Source organism: Pseudodonghicola xiamenensis DSM 18339 (assembly GCF_000429365.1).
Lineage (GTDB): Bacteria > Pseudomonadota > Alphaproteobacteria > Rhodobacterales > Rhodobacteraceae > Pseudodonghicola > Pseudodonghicola xiamenensis.
Map to the genome: position 1 here is coordinate 13083 of NZ_AUBS01000016.1, position 16553 is coordinate 29635.

The window sequence follows — 16553 nt, forward strand, 5'->3', positions numbered from 1 at the left end:
TCACTCCGCGTCGACGACCGAAAAGATTGAAGGCACCGCGGGACAGGGCGCCAGCCCGTTGCCGATCACGTCGGCCAGGCTGGTCTGATGCAGAAAGACATAGACATGCGCGCTCAGGCTTTCCCACAGTCGGTTGGTCAGGGATTGCGCCCGGCTGCCCGACGATCCGCCCGAGGCGCCCGCGCCCTTGTGCATCGCATCGACCGTCTCGTCGACCGCCGCCAGCACATCGACCACCCGGATATCCTCGGCCGGCCGGGCCAGACGATAGCCACCACCGGGGCCGCGTACCGAGGCAACCAGATCGGCGCGCCGCAGCTTGACGAACAACTGCTCAAGATACGGCAGCGAGATCTTCTGACGCTGCGCGATATCTCCCAGCGTCACCAGCGCCCCTTCGGGCTGCAACGCGATATCGGCCAAAGCGACCATCGCGTAACGTCCTTTGGTTGACAGCTTCATTCCCGATCGCCTCCACACCCGTTTTTTCGCGAGATTCTTGACGTTGCGCCTGTCAATGCGTATCTCCGCCTAGCAGCACAAAACCGCGCTCCGCGCCATTTAGAAACGTTCTAAGGTATCCTAGCGATTTCGTCAAGAATATCCCGGATGCCTTCCGACCAAAACAGGACAGACGCCAAATATGCCCGAGGTGATTTTCGCCGGACCCGAAGGCCGCCTGGAAGGCCGCTATCACCCGCAGAAGGAAAAGGACGCGCCGATCGCCATCGTGCTGCATCCCCATCCGCAATTCGGCGGTACGATGAACAACAAGGTCGTGTATAACCTGCATTACGCCTTCTACAACATGGGGTTCACCGTTCTGCGGTTCAATTTCCGTGGCGTGGGCCGCAGCCAGGGTGAATACGATCAGGGCATCGGAGAGCTGTCGGATGCGGCCTCGGCGCTGGATTACCTGCAGTCCATGAACAACAACTCCAAACATTGCTGGGTCGCAGGCTTTTCCTTCGGCGCCTGGATCGGCATGCAACTGCTGATGCGCCGGCCCGAGATCACCGGCTTTATCAGCGTCTCGCCGCCGGCGAATATGTATGACTTCTCGTTCCTGGCCCCCTGCCCGTCCTCCGGCCTTGTCATCAACGGCACCGCCGACCGGGTGGCCCCCCCGGCTGACACCACCGCATTGGTGAACAAGCTGCACGAGCAGAAAGGCATCACCATCACCCATGAGGAAATCGAGGGCGCAGACCACTTCTTCCAGGGGGAGCATATGGACACGATGATCGGCACGGTCAGCGATTACGTCAAACGCCGCCTGACCGAGAACACACGATAACTCCACCCCGGGGACCAGCGCCGCGCCGGTCCCCGAGGGACACGGGCGGCGGGAAAGGCATATCCCATGACCGACCCAAGACTCGCGCGACTCGACGCGCAGGTCGATTTTCTCAAAGAAGCCGACAAGCTGAAATCCGTGCTGCGCGCGACGCCGCTGATCGACGGGTCGCGCCGCGAGAATTCCGCCGAACATAGCTGGCACATCTGTCTTCATGCCATGGTTCTGGCCGATCAGGCGGCGCCTGACGTCAGCATCGACCGGGTGATCCGGATGCTGCTGTTGCACGATATCGTCGAAATCGACGCCGGCGACGCGCCGATCCACGGCGACGTCGATCACGCTGCCATGGCCGCCAAGGAAGCCGCCGCCGCCCGCCGGCTGTTCGGCCTGCTGCCCGGCGATCAGGGGGTGGATTTCCTCGCCCTTTGGGAGGAGTTCGAAGCCGCCGAAACCCCGGATGCGCAATTCGCCAAGGCCATCGACCGCTTTCAGAGCCCGGTGATCAACTTGGAGAACGGCGGCGGTAGCTGGGTCGAATACAAGGTGACGCTCGATCAGCTCGATACCCGGGTCGGCAAGCCGATCAATCGCGGCGCGCCCGGCCTGTGGTCCTGGCTGCGCCCGAGGCTGGCCGATTTCTTCGACAAGCACATGCGCAAACAGGCCGGCTGAGCCGCCGGTCTGCCACCGGTCTGCACAATTGGCGTGCCGGCGATGCGACAAATCTGTATACTTTCGCATACAATCTTTTCCGCAGAGCGGAATTGCGCTAAACCGCGCGCGACTCCCCTATCGGAGCCTCCTCCTCCACCGCAGCACAGGGACCACACCGATGACCAAGATCAAGGTGAACAACCCGATCGTCGATATCGACGGCGACGAAATGACCCGGATCATCTGGGATTTTATCAAGAAAAAGCTGATCCTGCCCTATCTGGACGTCGATCTGCTCTATTACGATCTGGGGATCATGGAGCGTGACCGCACCGACGACCAGATCACCGTGGATGCCGCCATGAAGATCAAAGAGGTCGGCGTCGGCGTCAAATGCGCCACCATCACCCCGGATGAAGCGCGGGTCGAGGAATTCGGCCTCAAGCGCATGTACCCGAGCCCGAACGGCACCATCCGCAACATCCTGGGTGGCGTCGTCTTCCGCGCGCCGATCATCTGCCGCAACGTGCCGCGCCTGGTGCCCGGCTGGACCAAGCCGATCGTCGTCGGCCGCCATGCCTTTGGCGATCAGTACAAATGCACTGACTTCCGCTTCCCAGGGCCCGGCAAGATCACCCTCAAGTTCGAGGGCGAGGACGGTACCGTGATCGAGCGCGATGTCTATGACGCCCCATCGGCCGGCATCACCATGGCGATGTATAATCTCGACAAGTCGATCATCGACTTTGCCCGCGCCTCACTGAACTACGGGCTGAACCTGGGCTGGCCGGTCTATCTGTCGACCAAGAACACCATCATGAAAGCCTATGACGGTCGCTTCAAGGATCTGTTCCAGCAGGTCTTTGATGAGGAATTTGCCGAGGCCTTCAAGGAAAAGGGCATCTGGTACGAACACCGGCTGATCGACGACATGGTTGCCTCGTCGCTAAAATGGTCGGGCGGCTATGTCTGGGCCTGCAAGAACTACGACGGTGACGTGCAATCCGACACTGTGGCGCAGGGGTTTGGCTCTCTCGGCATGATGACCTCGCAGCTGATGACGCCCGACGGCAAGATCGTCGAGGCCGAAGCGGCGCATGGCACCGTCACCCGCCACTATCGCCAGCATCAGGCCGGTAAGGAAACCTCGACCAACTCGATCGCCTCAATCTTCGCCTGGACCGGCGGGCTGAAACACCGCGCCAAGCTGGACGGCAATGAGCCCTTGAAGAATTTCGCCGAGACGCTGGAAAAGGTCATCGTCGACACCGTGGAATCGGGCTGGATGACCAAGGATCTGGCGCTGCTGGTCGGCCCGGATCAGAAGTGGCTGACCACGATGGGCTTCCTCGAGAAGATCGACGAGAACCTGAACAAGGCGCTGGCCGGCTAAGCCTGGTCACAAGCGGCATTCATCTGCCCGGAACCTCTGCCGAGGTTTCGGGCATTTTCATTGCCGTAGCCGCGAATATCCTGGGGGCCGGACCGCGCCCAATTGACTGGTCAGTACTTCTGTCCTATTTTCTGCATATGCAAACAACAACGTAGACCGCAACAGACTGTGGGAACGGCGATGCAGAGCAACATTGAAAAATCCATAAATCACAGTGCCTTGGACGATGTCCAAGGGCTGAGCCTGGGAATCTTCCTGTCCGGCGTCGGCATTCATGTGCTGACCAGCGCCGGATTGATCACCGGACAGACAGCCGGGCTTGCGGTGATCCTGTCCTATCTTACCGGCTGGTCTTTCGGTGCGGTTTTTTTCCTGATTAACCTGCCCTTCTACCTGCTGGCCTATCGCCGGCTGGGGCTGGAGTTCACGATGAAATCGGCGCTGTCGGTGACGCTGCTGTCGGTGGTGACCGAGCTGCTGCCACTGGGTTGGACGGTGGGGCCGATGTCTCAGCCGCTGGCGGCCCTGGTGTTCGGTGCCGCCACCGGGTTGGGACTGTTGGCGATGTTCCGCCACAACGGATCGCTGGGTGGGCTGGGCATCGTGGCGCTGCTGGTGCAGGACACCACCGGCTTCAAGGCGGGTTATGTGCAGTTGGCCGTCGATGCGCTGATCTTTTCCATGGGCTTCTTCCTGTTTCCCACCGAAACCGTGCTGTGGTCGCTGTTGGGTGCGGTGGTGCTGAACATGGTGATTGCCTTCAATCACCGCCGCGACCGCTATATCGCCACCTGACACAGCGCGGCCTTCCCCGCGCTTTACCCGGGGCATCGTCTCTGTATACAGGACATTGGAGGGCTGTTCGGCCCGCCGCCCTTGTCCGTTCGAGAACCGCCATGCCCGCCCACTATCTTTACCTGATCCTCGCCGTCGCGGCAGAGACCATCGGCACCTCGGCCCTGCAGGCCAGCCAGCAATTCAGTCGGCTGATGCCTTCGATCCTGGTGGTGCTGTCCTACGCGATCAGCTTCTACCTGCTGGCCCAGGTGCTCAGGACCATGCCGGTGGGCATCGTCTATGCGATCTGGTCCGGTCTCGGCATCGTCTTCATCGCGATGATCGGTTTCGTCGTCTTCGGTCAGAAGCTCGACCTGCCGGCAATGCTGGGTCTGGGGCTGATCATCGCCGGGATCGCGGTCATCAACCTGTTCTCGGGCTCTACCGGGCACTGATCACGCGTTTTGCACTGGCGTTCAGCGCTGCAGCGCGTTATGCGCGCATCAATTCCCGCATTCGAGGCATGACATATGGACCTTCGCAATATCGCGATCATCGCGCACGTTGACCACGGCAAGACCACCCTGGTGGACGAGCTGCTGAAACAATCGGGCGCCTTCCGCGAAAACCAGGCCGTGGCAGAACGCGCCATGGACTCCAACGACCTGGAGCGCGAACGCGGCATCACAATCTTCGCCAAGCCGACCTCGGTGGAATGGAAAGGCACGCGCATCAACATCGTCGACACCCCTGGCCACGCCGACTTCGGCGGTGAGGTCGAGCGGATCCTGTCGATGGTCGATGGTGTGGTGCTGCTGGTGGACGCCGCCGAGGGCCCGATGCCGCAGACCAAATTCGTCACCTCCAAGGCGCTGGCGCTGGGGCTGCGCCCCATCGTGGTGCTGAACAAGGTCGACAAACCCGATGCCGAACCCGACCGTGCGCTGGACGAATGTTTCGATCTCTTCGCCTCGCTCGACGCGGATGACGACCAGCTCGATTTCCCGCATATGTACGCCTCGGGCCGCTCCGGCTGGGCCGATGCCGAACTGGACGGGCCGCGCAAGGATCTGTCGGCGCTGTTCAACCTGATCGTCAACCACGTGCCGGCGCCGAAGCAGATCCAGCATCAGGACGATGATTTCCGCATGCTGGCCACCACACTGGGATCGGATCCCTTCGTTGGCCGTCTGCTGACCGGCCGCATCGAAAGCGGCAAGGTCAAGGTCGGCCAGACGGTTCAGGCGATCTCTCGCATCGGTCAGAAGATCGAACAGTTCCGCGTCACCCGGGTGCAGGCCTTCCGCGGCCTCGGCCAGCAGGACATCGACGAAGGCATCGCAGGCGATATCGTCAGCCTCGCCGGCATGTCGAAGGCGACCGTCGCTGATACGATCTGCGCCCTGGCCGTGGACGAACCGCTCGATGCGCAGCCGATCGACCCGCCGACCATCACCGTCACCTTCGGCATCAACGACAGCCCGCTGGCGGGCCGCGAAGGCAAGAAGGTGCAATCGCGCGTCATCCGTGAACGGCTGATGAAAGAGGCGGAATCGAACGTCGCCATCAAGATCGCCGACACGCCAGGCGGCGAGGCCTTCGAGGTCTCGGGGCGTGGCGAATTGCAAATGGGCGTTCTGATCGAGAACATGCGCCGCGAAGGCTTCGAACTGTCGATCTCGCGCCCGCAGGTGATCATGCGCGAAGAGAACGGCCAGAAGCTGGAGCCGATCGAGGAAGTCACCATCGACGTCGATGATGAATATTCCGGCGCCGTGATCGAAAAGATCACCGGAACGCGCAAGGGCGAGTTGGCCGAGATGAGGCAGAACGCTGGCAAGACCCGGATCGTGGCACATGTGCCGTCGCGCGGCCTGATCGGCTATCATGGTGAGTTCCTCACCGACACCCGCGGCACCGGCGTGCTGAACCGCGTGTTCCATTCCTGGGCCCCCTACAAGGGGCCGATCCCGGGCCGGCGCCAGGGCGTGTTGATCTCGATGGAAGACGGTGAGGCCGTGGCCTATGCGCTGTGGAACCTCGAAGAGCGCGGCAAGCTGTTCCTGGGCGCCCAGGCCAAGGTCTATCAGGGCATGATCATCGGCGAACATTCGCGCGATAACGATCTGGAAGTGAACCCGCTGAAGGGCAAGAAGCTGACCAACGTCCGCGCTTCGGGCACCGACGAGGCGGTCAAGCTGACCACCCCGATCACGCTGTCGCTGGAAGAGGCCATCGCCTATATCAACGATGACGAACTGGTTGAGGTGACGCCGGAATCGATCCGGCTGCGCAAGCGCTATCTCGATCCGCACGAACGCAAGCGGATGGCCAAGTCCATCGGCTAAGTCCAAGGGCCGCTCCGCTGGAGCGGCCTTTTTCTTTTCGCCAATGGCCGCCCCTTACCGGTCCGGCTCCATTTGGCGCCGGCAGGAGTTTGGTGCTCCCCCGACAGGACATTGTCGCCGGCACGAAAAAGCGCGCGAGGCCCAGGCCCGCGCGCTTTTCCGTTTCTCGATATCCGACCGATGGGCCGGAGCCCCGACATTTCCTTGTCCCGACGCGAGACGGAAATGGCAGAGGGTCTTCTTAGTCGCTGGTCTCCACCACCATCAGTTCGCGTTCGGAGGCGCCGCGCGCGTGGCTCAGGGCCTCCTGATATTCGGGGGAATGATAACAGTCGACCGCCGCCTCGACGCTGGGGAACTTGGCAACGACATTGCGCGGCCGCTCCTTGCCCTCGAGCTGCACGTAACGACCGCCCCGGGCGACGAACTCACCACCATGTTTGGCAATGGCAGGCCCGGCGAGCTTGGCGTATTTGCCATAGGCCTCTTCGTCGGTGACGCTCACATGCGCGATCCAGAGTGCACCCATCGTTATCCCTCCAACACTTTCTCGGCCGCGGCGATCGCCTCATCGGCCTTGCTGAAATCGCTGCCGCCGCCCTGCGCCATGTCGGGCCGACCGCCGCCGCCCTTGCCGCCAAGCGCAGCCACCGCCGGCCGCAGCAGTTCCGGCGCCTTGATCTTGTCGGTCAGATCGGGCGTGACACCAACCGCGACGGCAACCTTGCCACCGGTATCTGCGATCAGCAGCACAGCGCCGGAGCCGAGCCGCGCCTTGTGTTCGTCAATCAGCGGCGGCAGATCCTTGCCGGTCACCCCGGTCAGGGCCTGGGCCACGAACTTGACGCCGCCGATTTCCTTGACCTCGGGCGCAGCAACGCCGTTTCCGGCCATCGCCAACTCCCGACGAAGCTGCGCCAGTTCATTGGTCAGCTCCTTGATCCGATGCTGATCCGAACGCACCCGCTCAACCATCTCATCGGGTGCTGCCTTCAGTTCGCTCTGGAGATCGGAGAGGATACCGCGCATCTTCACCACATAGGCCTCGGCCCCCGGGCCGGTCAGCGCCTCAATCCGGCGCACGCCAGCGCTGCTGGCACTGTCGCCCAGCAGGATGAATTCGCCGATATCGCCGGTCCGCTTCACATGGGTCCCGCCGCAAAGCTCAAGCGAATATGTCTGCCGATCCGCCCCCTTGCCAGAGCCGGGCTGCACGCCCATCGACACGACGCGAACCTCATCGCCGTATTTCTCGCCAAAAAGCGCCTGGGCTCCAAGCTCACGGGCGTCGTCCGGGGTCATGATCCGGGTCTCGACCGCGGTATTCTGCCGGATGTAATCGTTCACCTCGGCCTCGACCTGGGCGATCTCCTCCGGGCTCAGCGCCTTGGCATGGCTGAAGTCGAACCGTAGCCGATCAGCAGCATTGAGCGAGCCACGCTGTGCCACGTGATCGCCCAGTGCATGGCGCAACGCCTCGTGCAGCAGGTGGGTTGCGGAGTGGTTGGCCCGGATCGCCGAGCGGCGGTCCTGATCGACCTCAAGCAACGCGCCCTCGCCCGCGGCGATGGAGCCTTCGGTCACTTCGGCGAAATGGATGAAGACGCCGGCGGCCTTGCGGGTGTCGGTGATCCGTGCCACGCCGCTGTCGGTGCGCAGGGTGCCGGTATCGCCGACTTGACCACCGGATTCGCCATAAAACGGCGTCTGGTTCAGGGCAATCTGCACCGTCTCACCAACCTTGGCCGCCGTCACTTCGGCGCCGTCCTTGATCAGCGTCAGAATCTGCCCCTCGGCCGTCTCGGTGTCATAGCCGAGGAATTCAGTCGTGCCCTTGGTCTCGGCGATATCGTACCAGATGGTGGCATCCGCCGCCTCGCCCGAGCCCGCCCAGGCGGCGCGCGCCTTGGCCTTCTGTTCGGCCATGGCGCTGTCGAAGCCGTCGGTATCGACGGTACGTCCCTTTTCGCGCAGCGCATCCTGCGTCAGGTCGAGCGGAAAGCCATAGGTGTCGTAGAGCTTGAACGCTGCCTCACCCGGTAGCGCCGCATCCTCGGGCAGATCGGCCAGTTCGTCATCGAGCAGCTTCAAACCGCGATCGAGGGTCTGCTTGAAGCGGGTTTCCTCCAGCTTCAGCGTTTCTTCGATCAGCGCCTGGGCGCGGCCCAGTTCGGGGTAAGCCTCACCCATCTGGCGAACCAGCGCCGGCACCAGGCGATGCATCAGCGGGTCCTTGGCCCCCAGCAGGTGGGCGTGGCGCATTGCCCGGCGCATGATCCGCCGCAGCACATATCCGCGCCCGTCATTGCTGGGCATGACGCCGTCGGCGATCAGGAAAGAGGTCGACCTCAGGTGATCGGCGATCACCCGGTGATGGATCCGCCCGGTCCCGTCAGGATCGGTGCTGGTGGCATCGGCGCTGGCCAGGATCAGGCTGCGCATCAGGTCGGTGGCATAGTTGTCGTTAGTGCCCTGCAGCAGCGCCGCAACCCGTTCGATCCCCATGCCGGTGTCGATCGACTGCGCGGCCAGCTCGCGCCGCGTGCCGTCCTCGAACTGCTCGTATTGCATGAAGACGAGGTTCCAGATCTCGACGAAACGGTCGCCATCCTCTTCCGGGCTGCCCGGAGGACCGCCCCAGATGTGATCTCCGTGATCATAGAAGATCTCGGTGCAGGGGCCGCAGGGGCCGGTGGCGCCCATCATCCAGAAGTTATCGTTAGTCGGGATGCGGATGATCCGGTCATCCGAGAAACCGGCGACCTTCTTCCAGATCGCGGCGGCCTCGTCATCGGTGTGATAGACGGTGACCAGAAGCCGGTTTTTGTCGATCCCCAGCTCCTTGGTGATCAGCTCCCAGGCGAAGGGAATCGCGTCTTCCTTGAAATAATCCCCGAAGGAAAAATTCCCCAGCATTTCGAAGAACGTGTGGTGACGCGCGGTATAGCCGACATTGTCGAGGTCGTTGTGCTTGCCACCGGCGCGGACGCATTTCTGCGCCGAGGTGGCGCGCGTGTAATCGCGATGTTCGACCCCGGTGAACAGGTTCTTGAACTGAACCATGCCGGCGTTGGTGAACATCAGCGTCGGGTCATTGCGCGGCACCAGCGGGCTGGAGGGGACGACTTCATGCCCCTGCCGAGCGAAATAGGACAAGAAGGTCGAGCGGATGTCGTTCAGACTCTGCATGGCGGGCGGCACTTTCCGGTTCGTTAGGCTCCCGCTGATTTAGCTCCCGCGCGATGTCCTGTCCACCGTCCGCTGGCCCGGTTTGCGGCGGGATCGCAGGCAAACCGTCTTGCAATGGGGCAAGCCGGCCCGGATCGCAGCGCATTGGCCCTGCTGCATCCTGTTTTCGCGAGGATCGCGCCGCAGCCATGACGACCGATCCGGAACCTCCGGCAGCTCATCCCCCGACCGCGGGCCATCGCTGGCAGCGCCGTCACCCTCGGCGGGACAGAACCGGGGGGCCTCCTGCACACATGGCACGCCAGCGGTGCAGGCGAATCCCCTGGCGGCCGATCAAGAAAGCGGCAGAGCCCGCCCGATCAGATCAGAAGCTCACGAGAAAGCCAGCCGCGGGCTGCAGGAGACCGCAAGGCGACGCCCCTGCTGAGCCGGAAACACACCACCCCGCGCAGATGAACCGGCACAGACGGCTCGCCCGCGCCATCAGAAGCACAACCATTCAGAGGCAGCAGTGGAACGGCGTGACGGAACGGAAAGCTGCGCTTCGAAGTTATCTCGGGCACGCATCCCATGCCCGCGAAAGCTTATGCCTCGAGAATATCGTCGTTTTCGTCAGAGCGGTCAGCCATGTCAAATTCCAGGCCGTGAGATGCCCGGATCTTATCCTCGATCTCCAAGGCGATGGTCTCATGCTCGCGCAGGAACTGCTTGGCATTTTCACGCCCCTGTCCGATGCGCTCATCACCATAACTGAACCAGGCGCCGGATTTGTTGACCACCCCGGCCTTGACCCCGAGATCCAGCAACTCGCCCATTTTCGAGATGCCTTCACCATACATGATGTCGAATTCCACCTGCTTGAAGGGCGGCGCCACCTTGTTCTTGACCACCTTGACCCGGGTGGCGTTGCCGACAACCTCATCACGATCCTTGATCGACCCGATGCGACGGATATCCAGACGCACCGAGGAATAGAATTTCAGCGCGTTACCGCCGGTGGTGGTTTCTGGGCTGCCGAACATCACGCCGATCTTCATCCGGATCTGGTTGATGAAGATCACCATGCAATTCGATCGGCTGATCGACCCGGTCAGCTTGCGCATCGCCTGGCTCATCAAGCGGGCCTGCACGCCAACGCTGGAATCGCCCATATCGCCCTCAAGCTCGGACTTCGGGGTCAGGGCCGCCACCGAATCGACCACCACCATGTTCACCGCCCCGGATCGCACCAGCGTATCGGTGATCTCGAGCGCCTGTTCGCCGGTGTCAGGCTGGGAAATCAGCAATTCGTCCAGATCGACGCCGAGCTTTCGGGCATATTGCGGATCCAGCGCATGTTCCGCATCGACGAAGGCACAGACCCCGCCACGTTTCTGCTGCTCGGCGATGCAATGCAGCGTCAGCGTGGTTTTCCCAGAACTTTCCGGGCCATAGATCTCGACGATCCGCCCCATCGGCAGACCGCCGATCCCCAGCGCGATATCCAGCCCCAGCGACCCGGTCGAGCTCGCCTCGATTTCGGGCAGCGCATTGTCGCCCCCGAGTTTCATGATCGAGCCCTTGCCGAACTGCCGTTCGATCTGGGCCAGCGCACTGTCCAGCGCCTTCTGCTTGTCGGCGCTCGCCTTGTCGCTCTTGCTGCTCATCGTCAAAAGATCCGCCATTGTCCCATTCGCCCTCTGTTGTGGCACACCCGTCACCGGGCGGCAATCGCGCGTTTGTTCACCTCTTGTTCCTTATGGGGGTAAAAAGGGAACATTTCAATCGTAAACTTGCACCTCCAGCATTTTCCGATTTTAGTTAAATTTGCGTTTACGCCAGACTTGGCGGCCCGCACCGCAAGAGGTAGAAGGCTAAATGCTTGTTTTTTATAAAGAACGACTGGTCTTTTTGTCGGTGCCGAAAACCGGCACCACCGCCTATCAGACCGCCCTACGGGATCGCGCGGATATCGTCATCTCAGATCCGCCGGAACTGAAACATGCGCCCGTCTACCGCTATAACCGGTTCTTTCGCCCGATGTTCGACAAGGTCTGCCATGCCGAGATGGAGACGCTGGCGGTAATGCGTGAACCGATAAGCTGGTTGGGAAGCTGGTATAGATACCGCCGCCGTCCCTTCATGGCGGGCAAGCCGAACTCCACCCATGACATCAGCTTCGATGATTTCGTCAACGCCTATGCAAAGGGGGAACCGCCCGCTTTCGCCCGGGTCGGCAGCCAGGCGAAATTCCTTGAACCCCGGCCCAACGGCACCCGGGTGACACATCTGTTCCGCTATGAGGACCCCGACCGGTTGCGCCGGTTTCTGGAGGAACGGCTGGGCATGGCCATCGACACCGCGCGTGAAAATGTCTCTCCGCAGATGCCCCTCGAGCTCTCTGCATCGACCGAAGCGAAGCTGCGCCGCAAATGCGCCGAGGAGTTCGCCCTTTACGACTCGATCAGGTGATCGCGGTCCGCAGCGGTTGTCAATGCAGCCTCGGACGATGCATCTGCTGATAGACCGTCTCGGCCAATTGGGTGAGTGAGAAGGGTTTCGGCAGGAAAACCGAATTGGGCACCTCGGGCGCGTCCTCCTCGAAGGCGCCCTCGGCATAGCCCGACACGAAAACGACCTTCACGTCGGGACGTTGGTCCTGTGCCTTGCGTACCCAGCTCGGGCCGTCCATGCCGGGCATCACCACATCGGTAACGAAGACATCGACCATCAGCCCCGGGTCCTCCAGAATCTCAAGCGCGTCCTCGGCGGATTCGGCCTCCAGAACGGTATAGCCACGCAGTCGCAACGCGCGGGAGGCAAAGGCGCGCACCGGCGCCTCGTCCTCGACCAGCAAGATCACCCCCTCGCCCTGCTGCGGGGCCTCGGCCTCCGGCGCGGCCTGGGGTGCGGGCTGATCCTCCTCTCGGGGTTCATAGGCCGGGAAATAGAGGGTGAATTCAGTGCCCACCCCTTCGACGGAATCGACAAATATATACCCACCGGTCTGCTTGATGATGCCATAGGCGGTCGACAGCCCCAGTCCGGTCCCCTCGCCGGTGCGCTTGGTCGTATAGAAGGGTTCGAAAATCTTCTGCAGCTTGTCACGCGGAATGCCAACGCCCTCGTCGCGCACCTTGACGGTGACGTAATCCCCCGCCGGCACCGTGGCACGATCGCGTTCCAGAGGCATGTCCAGGCTCAGCACCTCGGTCTCGATCCGTATCTCGCCCCCTTGGGGCATCGCGTCACGGGCATTGACCACGAGGTTCATCAGCACCTGTTCCAACTGCCGCTTGTCGGCGCGGATCGGCCGCAACACCGGATCATGGCTCAGCGTCAGGGTGACCTTTTCGCCCACCAGACGGTTCAACAAATGGGTCAGATCGGATAGCGTATCACGCAGGTCCACCACCTGGGGGCGCAGCGTCTGCTTGCGCGAGAAGGCCAACAACTGGCCGACGAGCGATCCCGCACGATTGGCATTCTGCCGGATCTGCACCAGATCGCCGTAATCCTGATCGCCTTGATCGTGCCGCAGCAGCAACAGGTCGCAATGCCCTGAAATCGCCGTCAACAGGTTGTTGAAATCATGCGCGATCCCGCCGGCAAGCTGGCCGATCGCCTGCATCTTCTGGCTCTGGACGAATTGCGCCTCGAGGGATTTCAGTTCGGTGGCGTCATTCATCACCGCGATCAGGATCGGCTCGCCCTCCTCCACCACGCGGCTCAGGCTGACCTGAACGAAGGCCTCTCGATCCTTGCGGGTCAGCCGCAGGAATTCGCTGGGATGAGCTCCGGCGTCACGGGCGGTATCCCGCAGCCAGTCCGCGATCGGCCGGCCCAGCCCCTGCATGAAGCTACCGATCATCGCCTCGGACCCCACCGGTGCCCCCAAGAGCTCTACCGCCTGACGATTGGCTGCCAATATCCGTCCCGAGGGGGCCAGCTTGAGCATCGGCACCGGCAGCGTGTCAAAGCCCGAGGCCTTGGCGGCACCGATCTTGCCCTCGATCGGCATCAAAAACAGCTCGACCCGACCCGCCGCGCCCTGGAATTCCGAGACCAGCACGTCGCGCAGCCCCCCCGTCGTCGAGATCACGTTGACCTCTCCGGTTCTGACCGGCAGCGCCGGGAACAGGCGATCCAGCGATTTGACCCTCTGGCCGACGATGGCCCGGGCGGCTTCGTTCATGAACAACACCGCCCCCCCGCGCCCCAGGGTGATCACCGGCACCGGCATCGCCTCGGCACCGCGGGCGGAATGCGGCCGTTCCGACATATCCTCGACCCGCCACAAAAATCCTTGATCGCCCATCTGATGCACCGCCAGCCGTACATGCCCACGCCGGGTCACCAGAACCTCGCGCGCTGCACCGGCCTGCGCAGCACGGCTTTGCAGCCGGTAGAGCACTGCCGAAGGATTGGCGAAGACTGACCTGAGCGTCGCCGCCAGCGTCGCCTCCCCGGTTTCGGGAAACTGCTTCTCGGCGGCGGTATTGCGCGCCCTTATCCGCCCCTCGGCATCGACGACAAAGCTCGGCACCGCGTCCTTGTCGATAAATCCCTCCAGCAGATCATTCGCCAGCGACAGCGCGTGACGGCTCACCTGCCGGCGGACCCAGAGCCCCAGACCGACGGCGATCAGCGTGCCCCCGGCGGCCAGCGCCGCCAGTTGCGGCAACCCCGCCGGGGCCAGCATCACACCGCCCACGATCAGGCACAACGCCAGCACCAAGACACCGACTATGCGCGCCGCGGTCGGGGCGGCAAGTTGAAACAGGTTTCGAACCGTGATCGGGCGGCTGGTCACTGCGGGCTCCGTCCCTCGAATAATGACGCCGTGCCAGAGATCGTACAGCACGGAGTCGGGTGGCATTGAGGCCTACTATTTCGCGGCTGAACAGTTAAACCCATATTAACGCTGATCTTTTCCACCAAGGGTAGATTAATGGGCGTTTCAGTCGCGGGTCAAGTGCGCTGCAAAGAAGCCATCGGTGCCGCCTTCAACCGGCCAGCTCCGGCGCCAATCGCACCGCCAACCGGGATGACGAGCCAGAAAGGCGTCGATCCGTTCACCGTTCTCGCGGTCGAGCTGGGAACAGGTGGCATAGGCCAGCATCCCCTGCGGCGCCACCAGCCCGGCGGCGCGATCGAGGATCTGGTCCTGCGTGGCATTGAGCTGATCGAGCCCCTCCGGCGTCAGCAGCCATTTGCCCTCGGGTGCCCGCCGCCACGAGCCGCTGCCGGAACAGGGCACATCGCAGAGCACCAGATCATAGGGCGCCTTGCGGCCGACCTCATCACCGTCCAGCAGCGTCACCCTGAGCCCGGCCCGATCGGCCCGGGCGGGCAGATCGCGCATCCGGCGCGGCGCGGCGTCATGGGCAAAGAGGCTCAGCCGCGCCCGGGCGCCAAGCGCCAGCGTCTTGCCGCCGCCACCGGCGCAATAATCCAACACCCGCATGCCGTCGCGCAATGGCAGCGCCGCGACCACCGCCTGGCTGGCGGCATCCTGCAATTCGACCCGACCGTCGAGATAGGCGGCTGAATTGCGGATCGCCCGCGCGCCCTCGATGACCTCAAGCGCGGTCTCGGCGGCGGGATGGGGCACGCAGGTGACCCCGTCGGCAGCCAGGGCAGCAATGGCGTCCTGGCGCGAGGCCTTGGCCAGATTGACGCGCAGATGCACCGGGGCGCGCGATTGCAGCACCCGAGCAGCGGCCTCTGCCCGCTCGCCCAGACTTTCGGAGAAGACAGGCCAGAGCCAATCGGGGATGTCCATCGCCTCCGGTCCCGGCGCAGGCGCGCGCCCGACGGCAAGTTCCTCGGTCGAAAGCGGCGCCGGCGCATGCCCCTCGCCGGTGAACAGCGTTCCGGGGTCGATCCCGTCGCGACGGCACAGCCCCAGCATCAGCCCGCGCCCGGTCTCCGCCCCGCCAAGGGCCGCCAGCGAGCGGCGCGCGCGCAGCGCATCGAAGACATGATCGCGCACCGCCGCGCGGTCCTTCGATCCGGCAAAGCGACTGCGCCGGGCCCAACCGGTCAGCGCCTGTTCGGCGGCGCTTCCGGCACGGATGGCATCAAGAATTTCGATGGCGGCGGCGACGCGTGCGGCGGGGGTCACGGTGCGATGCTCCGGTATCCATTGCCCTCGACCTCAAGCCGCAGGAATTTCTCCGCCCCGGTCAGATGGCTGGAACTGAACACCAGCCCGTCGTCGACGATGGTCTGCAGCGCCAGACGACGCGAGGCATCGCCCTGCGCCGGATCGACGTCATAGCGGGTGTGAATGTCGGGATCGGGGAGTTGCAGCTCGGGGCAATGGATCACATCGCCAATCAGCGCAAGGCCGCTGTCGAACCGCAGCCCCATATGGCCGGGCGTATGCCCTGGCAAATGCCAGGTCTGCAGCCCCTGCCCCAGATTGTCGCCATCTCCGACCACCTCGACCTGCTCGGCGCAGGCCGCTAGCAGCCGCCCCCCCACGGTCTCCTCTCGCCCCTGCCAGAAGGCCTGTTCGGCGGCGTGCATCACCAATCGAGCCGCAGGAAACACCGGAATGCCATCAGGATGCAACGTTCCGGCGGCGTGATCGCCATGCAGATGGGTGAAGATCACCCTGTCGATCTCCTCCGGGGCGACGCCAAGACCGTCGAGCAGCCCCAGAAGCCGGCCTCCGGCCCCCTCATAGATCACCGACCCGCAGCCGGCATCGACCAGATCGAGGGTGCCATCGGCATGGCGCAGAAGATACACGTTGACCTCGGGCTTCAGCCCTTGGGGCAGCACCGCCGCCACCCACTCCGGATCGGCCTCGGGAAAGACCCCGGTGCCGAGATCGAGCTGACCGTCGGTCAGGCAGAGAACCTCGGTCAGGCCGGCACGGAAACGGGTGATCGGCGGCGCCATC

At 63.2% G+C, this 16553-nt stretch carries 14 protein-coding genes; 7 read left to right on the plus strand and 7 right to left on the minus strand.

Annotated features, from left to right (window positions below):
* Window positions 1–462 carry a Fe-S cluster assembly transcriptional regulator IscR gene (gene iscR, locus G455_RS0113775; protein ID WP_028094238.1) on the minus strand — a complete coding sequence of 154 codons (462 nt, stop codon included), beginning with the start codon at window positions 460–462 and terminating at the stop codon, window positions 1–3.
* 181 nt (window positions 463–643) lie between these two features.
* On the opposite strand from iscR, the gene G455_RS0113780 reads away from it, so the two are divergent.
* The 6 genes from G455_RS0113780 (at window position 644) to typA (ending at window position 6472) form a co-directional block, all read left to right on the plus strand.
* Window positions 644–1297: an alpha/beta hydrolase gene (locus G455_RS0113780; RefSeq protein WP_028094239.1), complete on the plus strand. Its 654-nt coding sequence runs from the start codon at window positions 644–646 to the stop codon at window positions 1295–1297.
* Window positions 1298–1363: 66 nt separating this feature from the next.
* Window positions 1364–1972, plus strand: coding sequence for an HD domain-containing protein (locus tag G455_RS0113785; protein WP_028094240.1), 609 nt, complete (start codon window positions 1364–1366; stop codon window positions 1970–1972).
* Between the two features lie 160 nt (window positions 1973–2132).
* Entirely contained in the window at window positions 2133–3347 is a 1215-nt protein-coding gene (locus G455_RS0113790; protein WP_028094241.1) for an NADP-dependent isocitrate dehydrogenase, read from the plus strand.
* A gap of 180 nt (window positions 3348–3527) precedes the next feature.
* The gene (locus G455_RS0113795) at window positions 3528–4142 is read left to right on the plus strand and encodes a YitT family protein (RefSeq protein WP_028094242.1); all 615 of its coding nucleotides are present in this window, start codon (window positions 3528–3530) and stop codon (window positions 4140–4142) included.
* A gap of 101 nt (window positions 4143–4243) precedes the next feature.
* Window positions 4244–4579, plus strand: a complete 336-nt coding sequence (locus tag G455_RS0113800; RefSeq protein ID WP_028094243.1) for a DMT family transporter — start codon at window positions 4244–4246, stop codon at window positions 4577–4579.
* A 75-nt stretch (window positions 4580–4654) separates the two neighbouring features.
* Window positions 4655–6472 (plus strand): translational GTPase TypA, encoded by a 1818-nt coding sequence (gene typA / locus G455_RS0113805; protein ID WP_028094244.1) that lies wholly within the window; start codon window positions 4655–4657, stop codon window positions 6470–6472.
* Between the two features lie 241 nt (window positions 6473–6713).
* Here the strand turns inward: typA and G455_RS0113810 are convergent, their stop codons facing one another.
* The 3 genes from G455_RS0113810 to recA form a co-directional block, all read right to left on the minus strand.
* On the minus strand, window positions 6714–7001 hold the full coding sequence (locus tag G455_RS0113810) for a DUF1330 domain-containing protein (RefSeq protein WP_028094245.1): 288 nt from the start codon (window positions 6999–7001) through the stop codon (window positions 6714–6716).
* 2 nt (window positions 7002–7003) lie between these two features.
* Window positions 7004–9661 (minus strand): alanine--tRNA ligase, encoded by a 2658-nt coding sequence (alaS, locus tag G455_RS0113815; RefSeq protein ID WP_028094246.1) that lies wholly within the window; start codon window positions 9659–9661, stop codon window positions 7004–7006.
* Between the two features lie 584 nt (window positions 9662–10245).
* Window positions 10246–11325, minus strand: a complete 1080-nt coding sequence (gene recA, locus G455_RS0113820) for a recombinase RecA (protein WP_028094247.1) — start codon at window positions 11323–11325, stop codon at window positions 10246–10248.
* Window positions 11326–11518: 193 nt separating this feature from the next.
* Between recA and G455_RS0113825 the strand changes: the two genes are divergently transcribed.
* Entirely contained in the window at window positions 11519–12112 is a 594-nt protein-coding gene (locus G455_RS0113825; RefSeq protein WP_028094248.1) for a hypothetical protein, read from the plus strand.
* A 19-nt stretch (window positions 12113–12131) separates the two neighbouring features.
* Here G455_RS0113825 and G455_RS0113830 read toward each other — a convergent pair whose 3' ends face one another.
* From G455_RS0113830 to G455_RS24135, 3 genes are all read right to left on the minus strand, one after another.
* Window positions 12132–14453 carry an ATP-binding protein gene (locus tag G455_RS0113830; protein WP_051312502.1) on the minus strand — a complete coding sequence of 774 codons (2322 nt, stop codon included), beginning with the start codon at window positions 14451–14453 and terminating at the stop codon, window positions 12132–12134.
* Window positions 14454–14600: 147 nt separating this feature from the next.
* Window positions 14601–15767, minus strand: a complete 1167-nt coding sequence (locus tag G455_RS0113835; RefSeq protein ID WP_028094250.1) for an RsmB/NOP family class I SAM-dependent RNA methyltransferase — start codon at window positions 15765–15767, stop codon at window positions 14601–14603.
* Complete coding sequence (locus G455_RS24135) at window positions 15764–16552, minus strand: MBL fold metallo-hydrolase (protein ID WP_051312504.1); 789 nt, start codon at window positions 16550–16552, stop codon at window positions 15764–15766. The genes G455_RS0113835 and G455_RS24135 overlap by 4 nt, the downstream gene beginning before the upstream one ends.
* Between the last annotated feature and the right edge of the window lies 1 nt (window position 16553).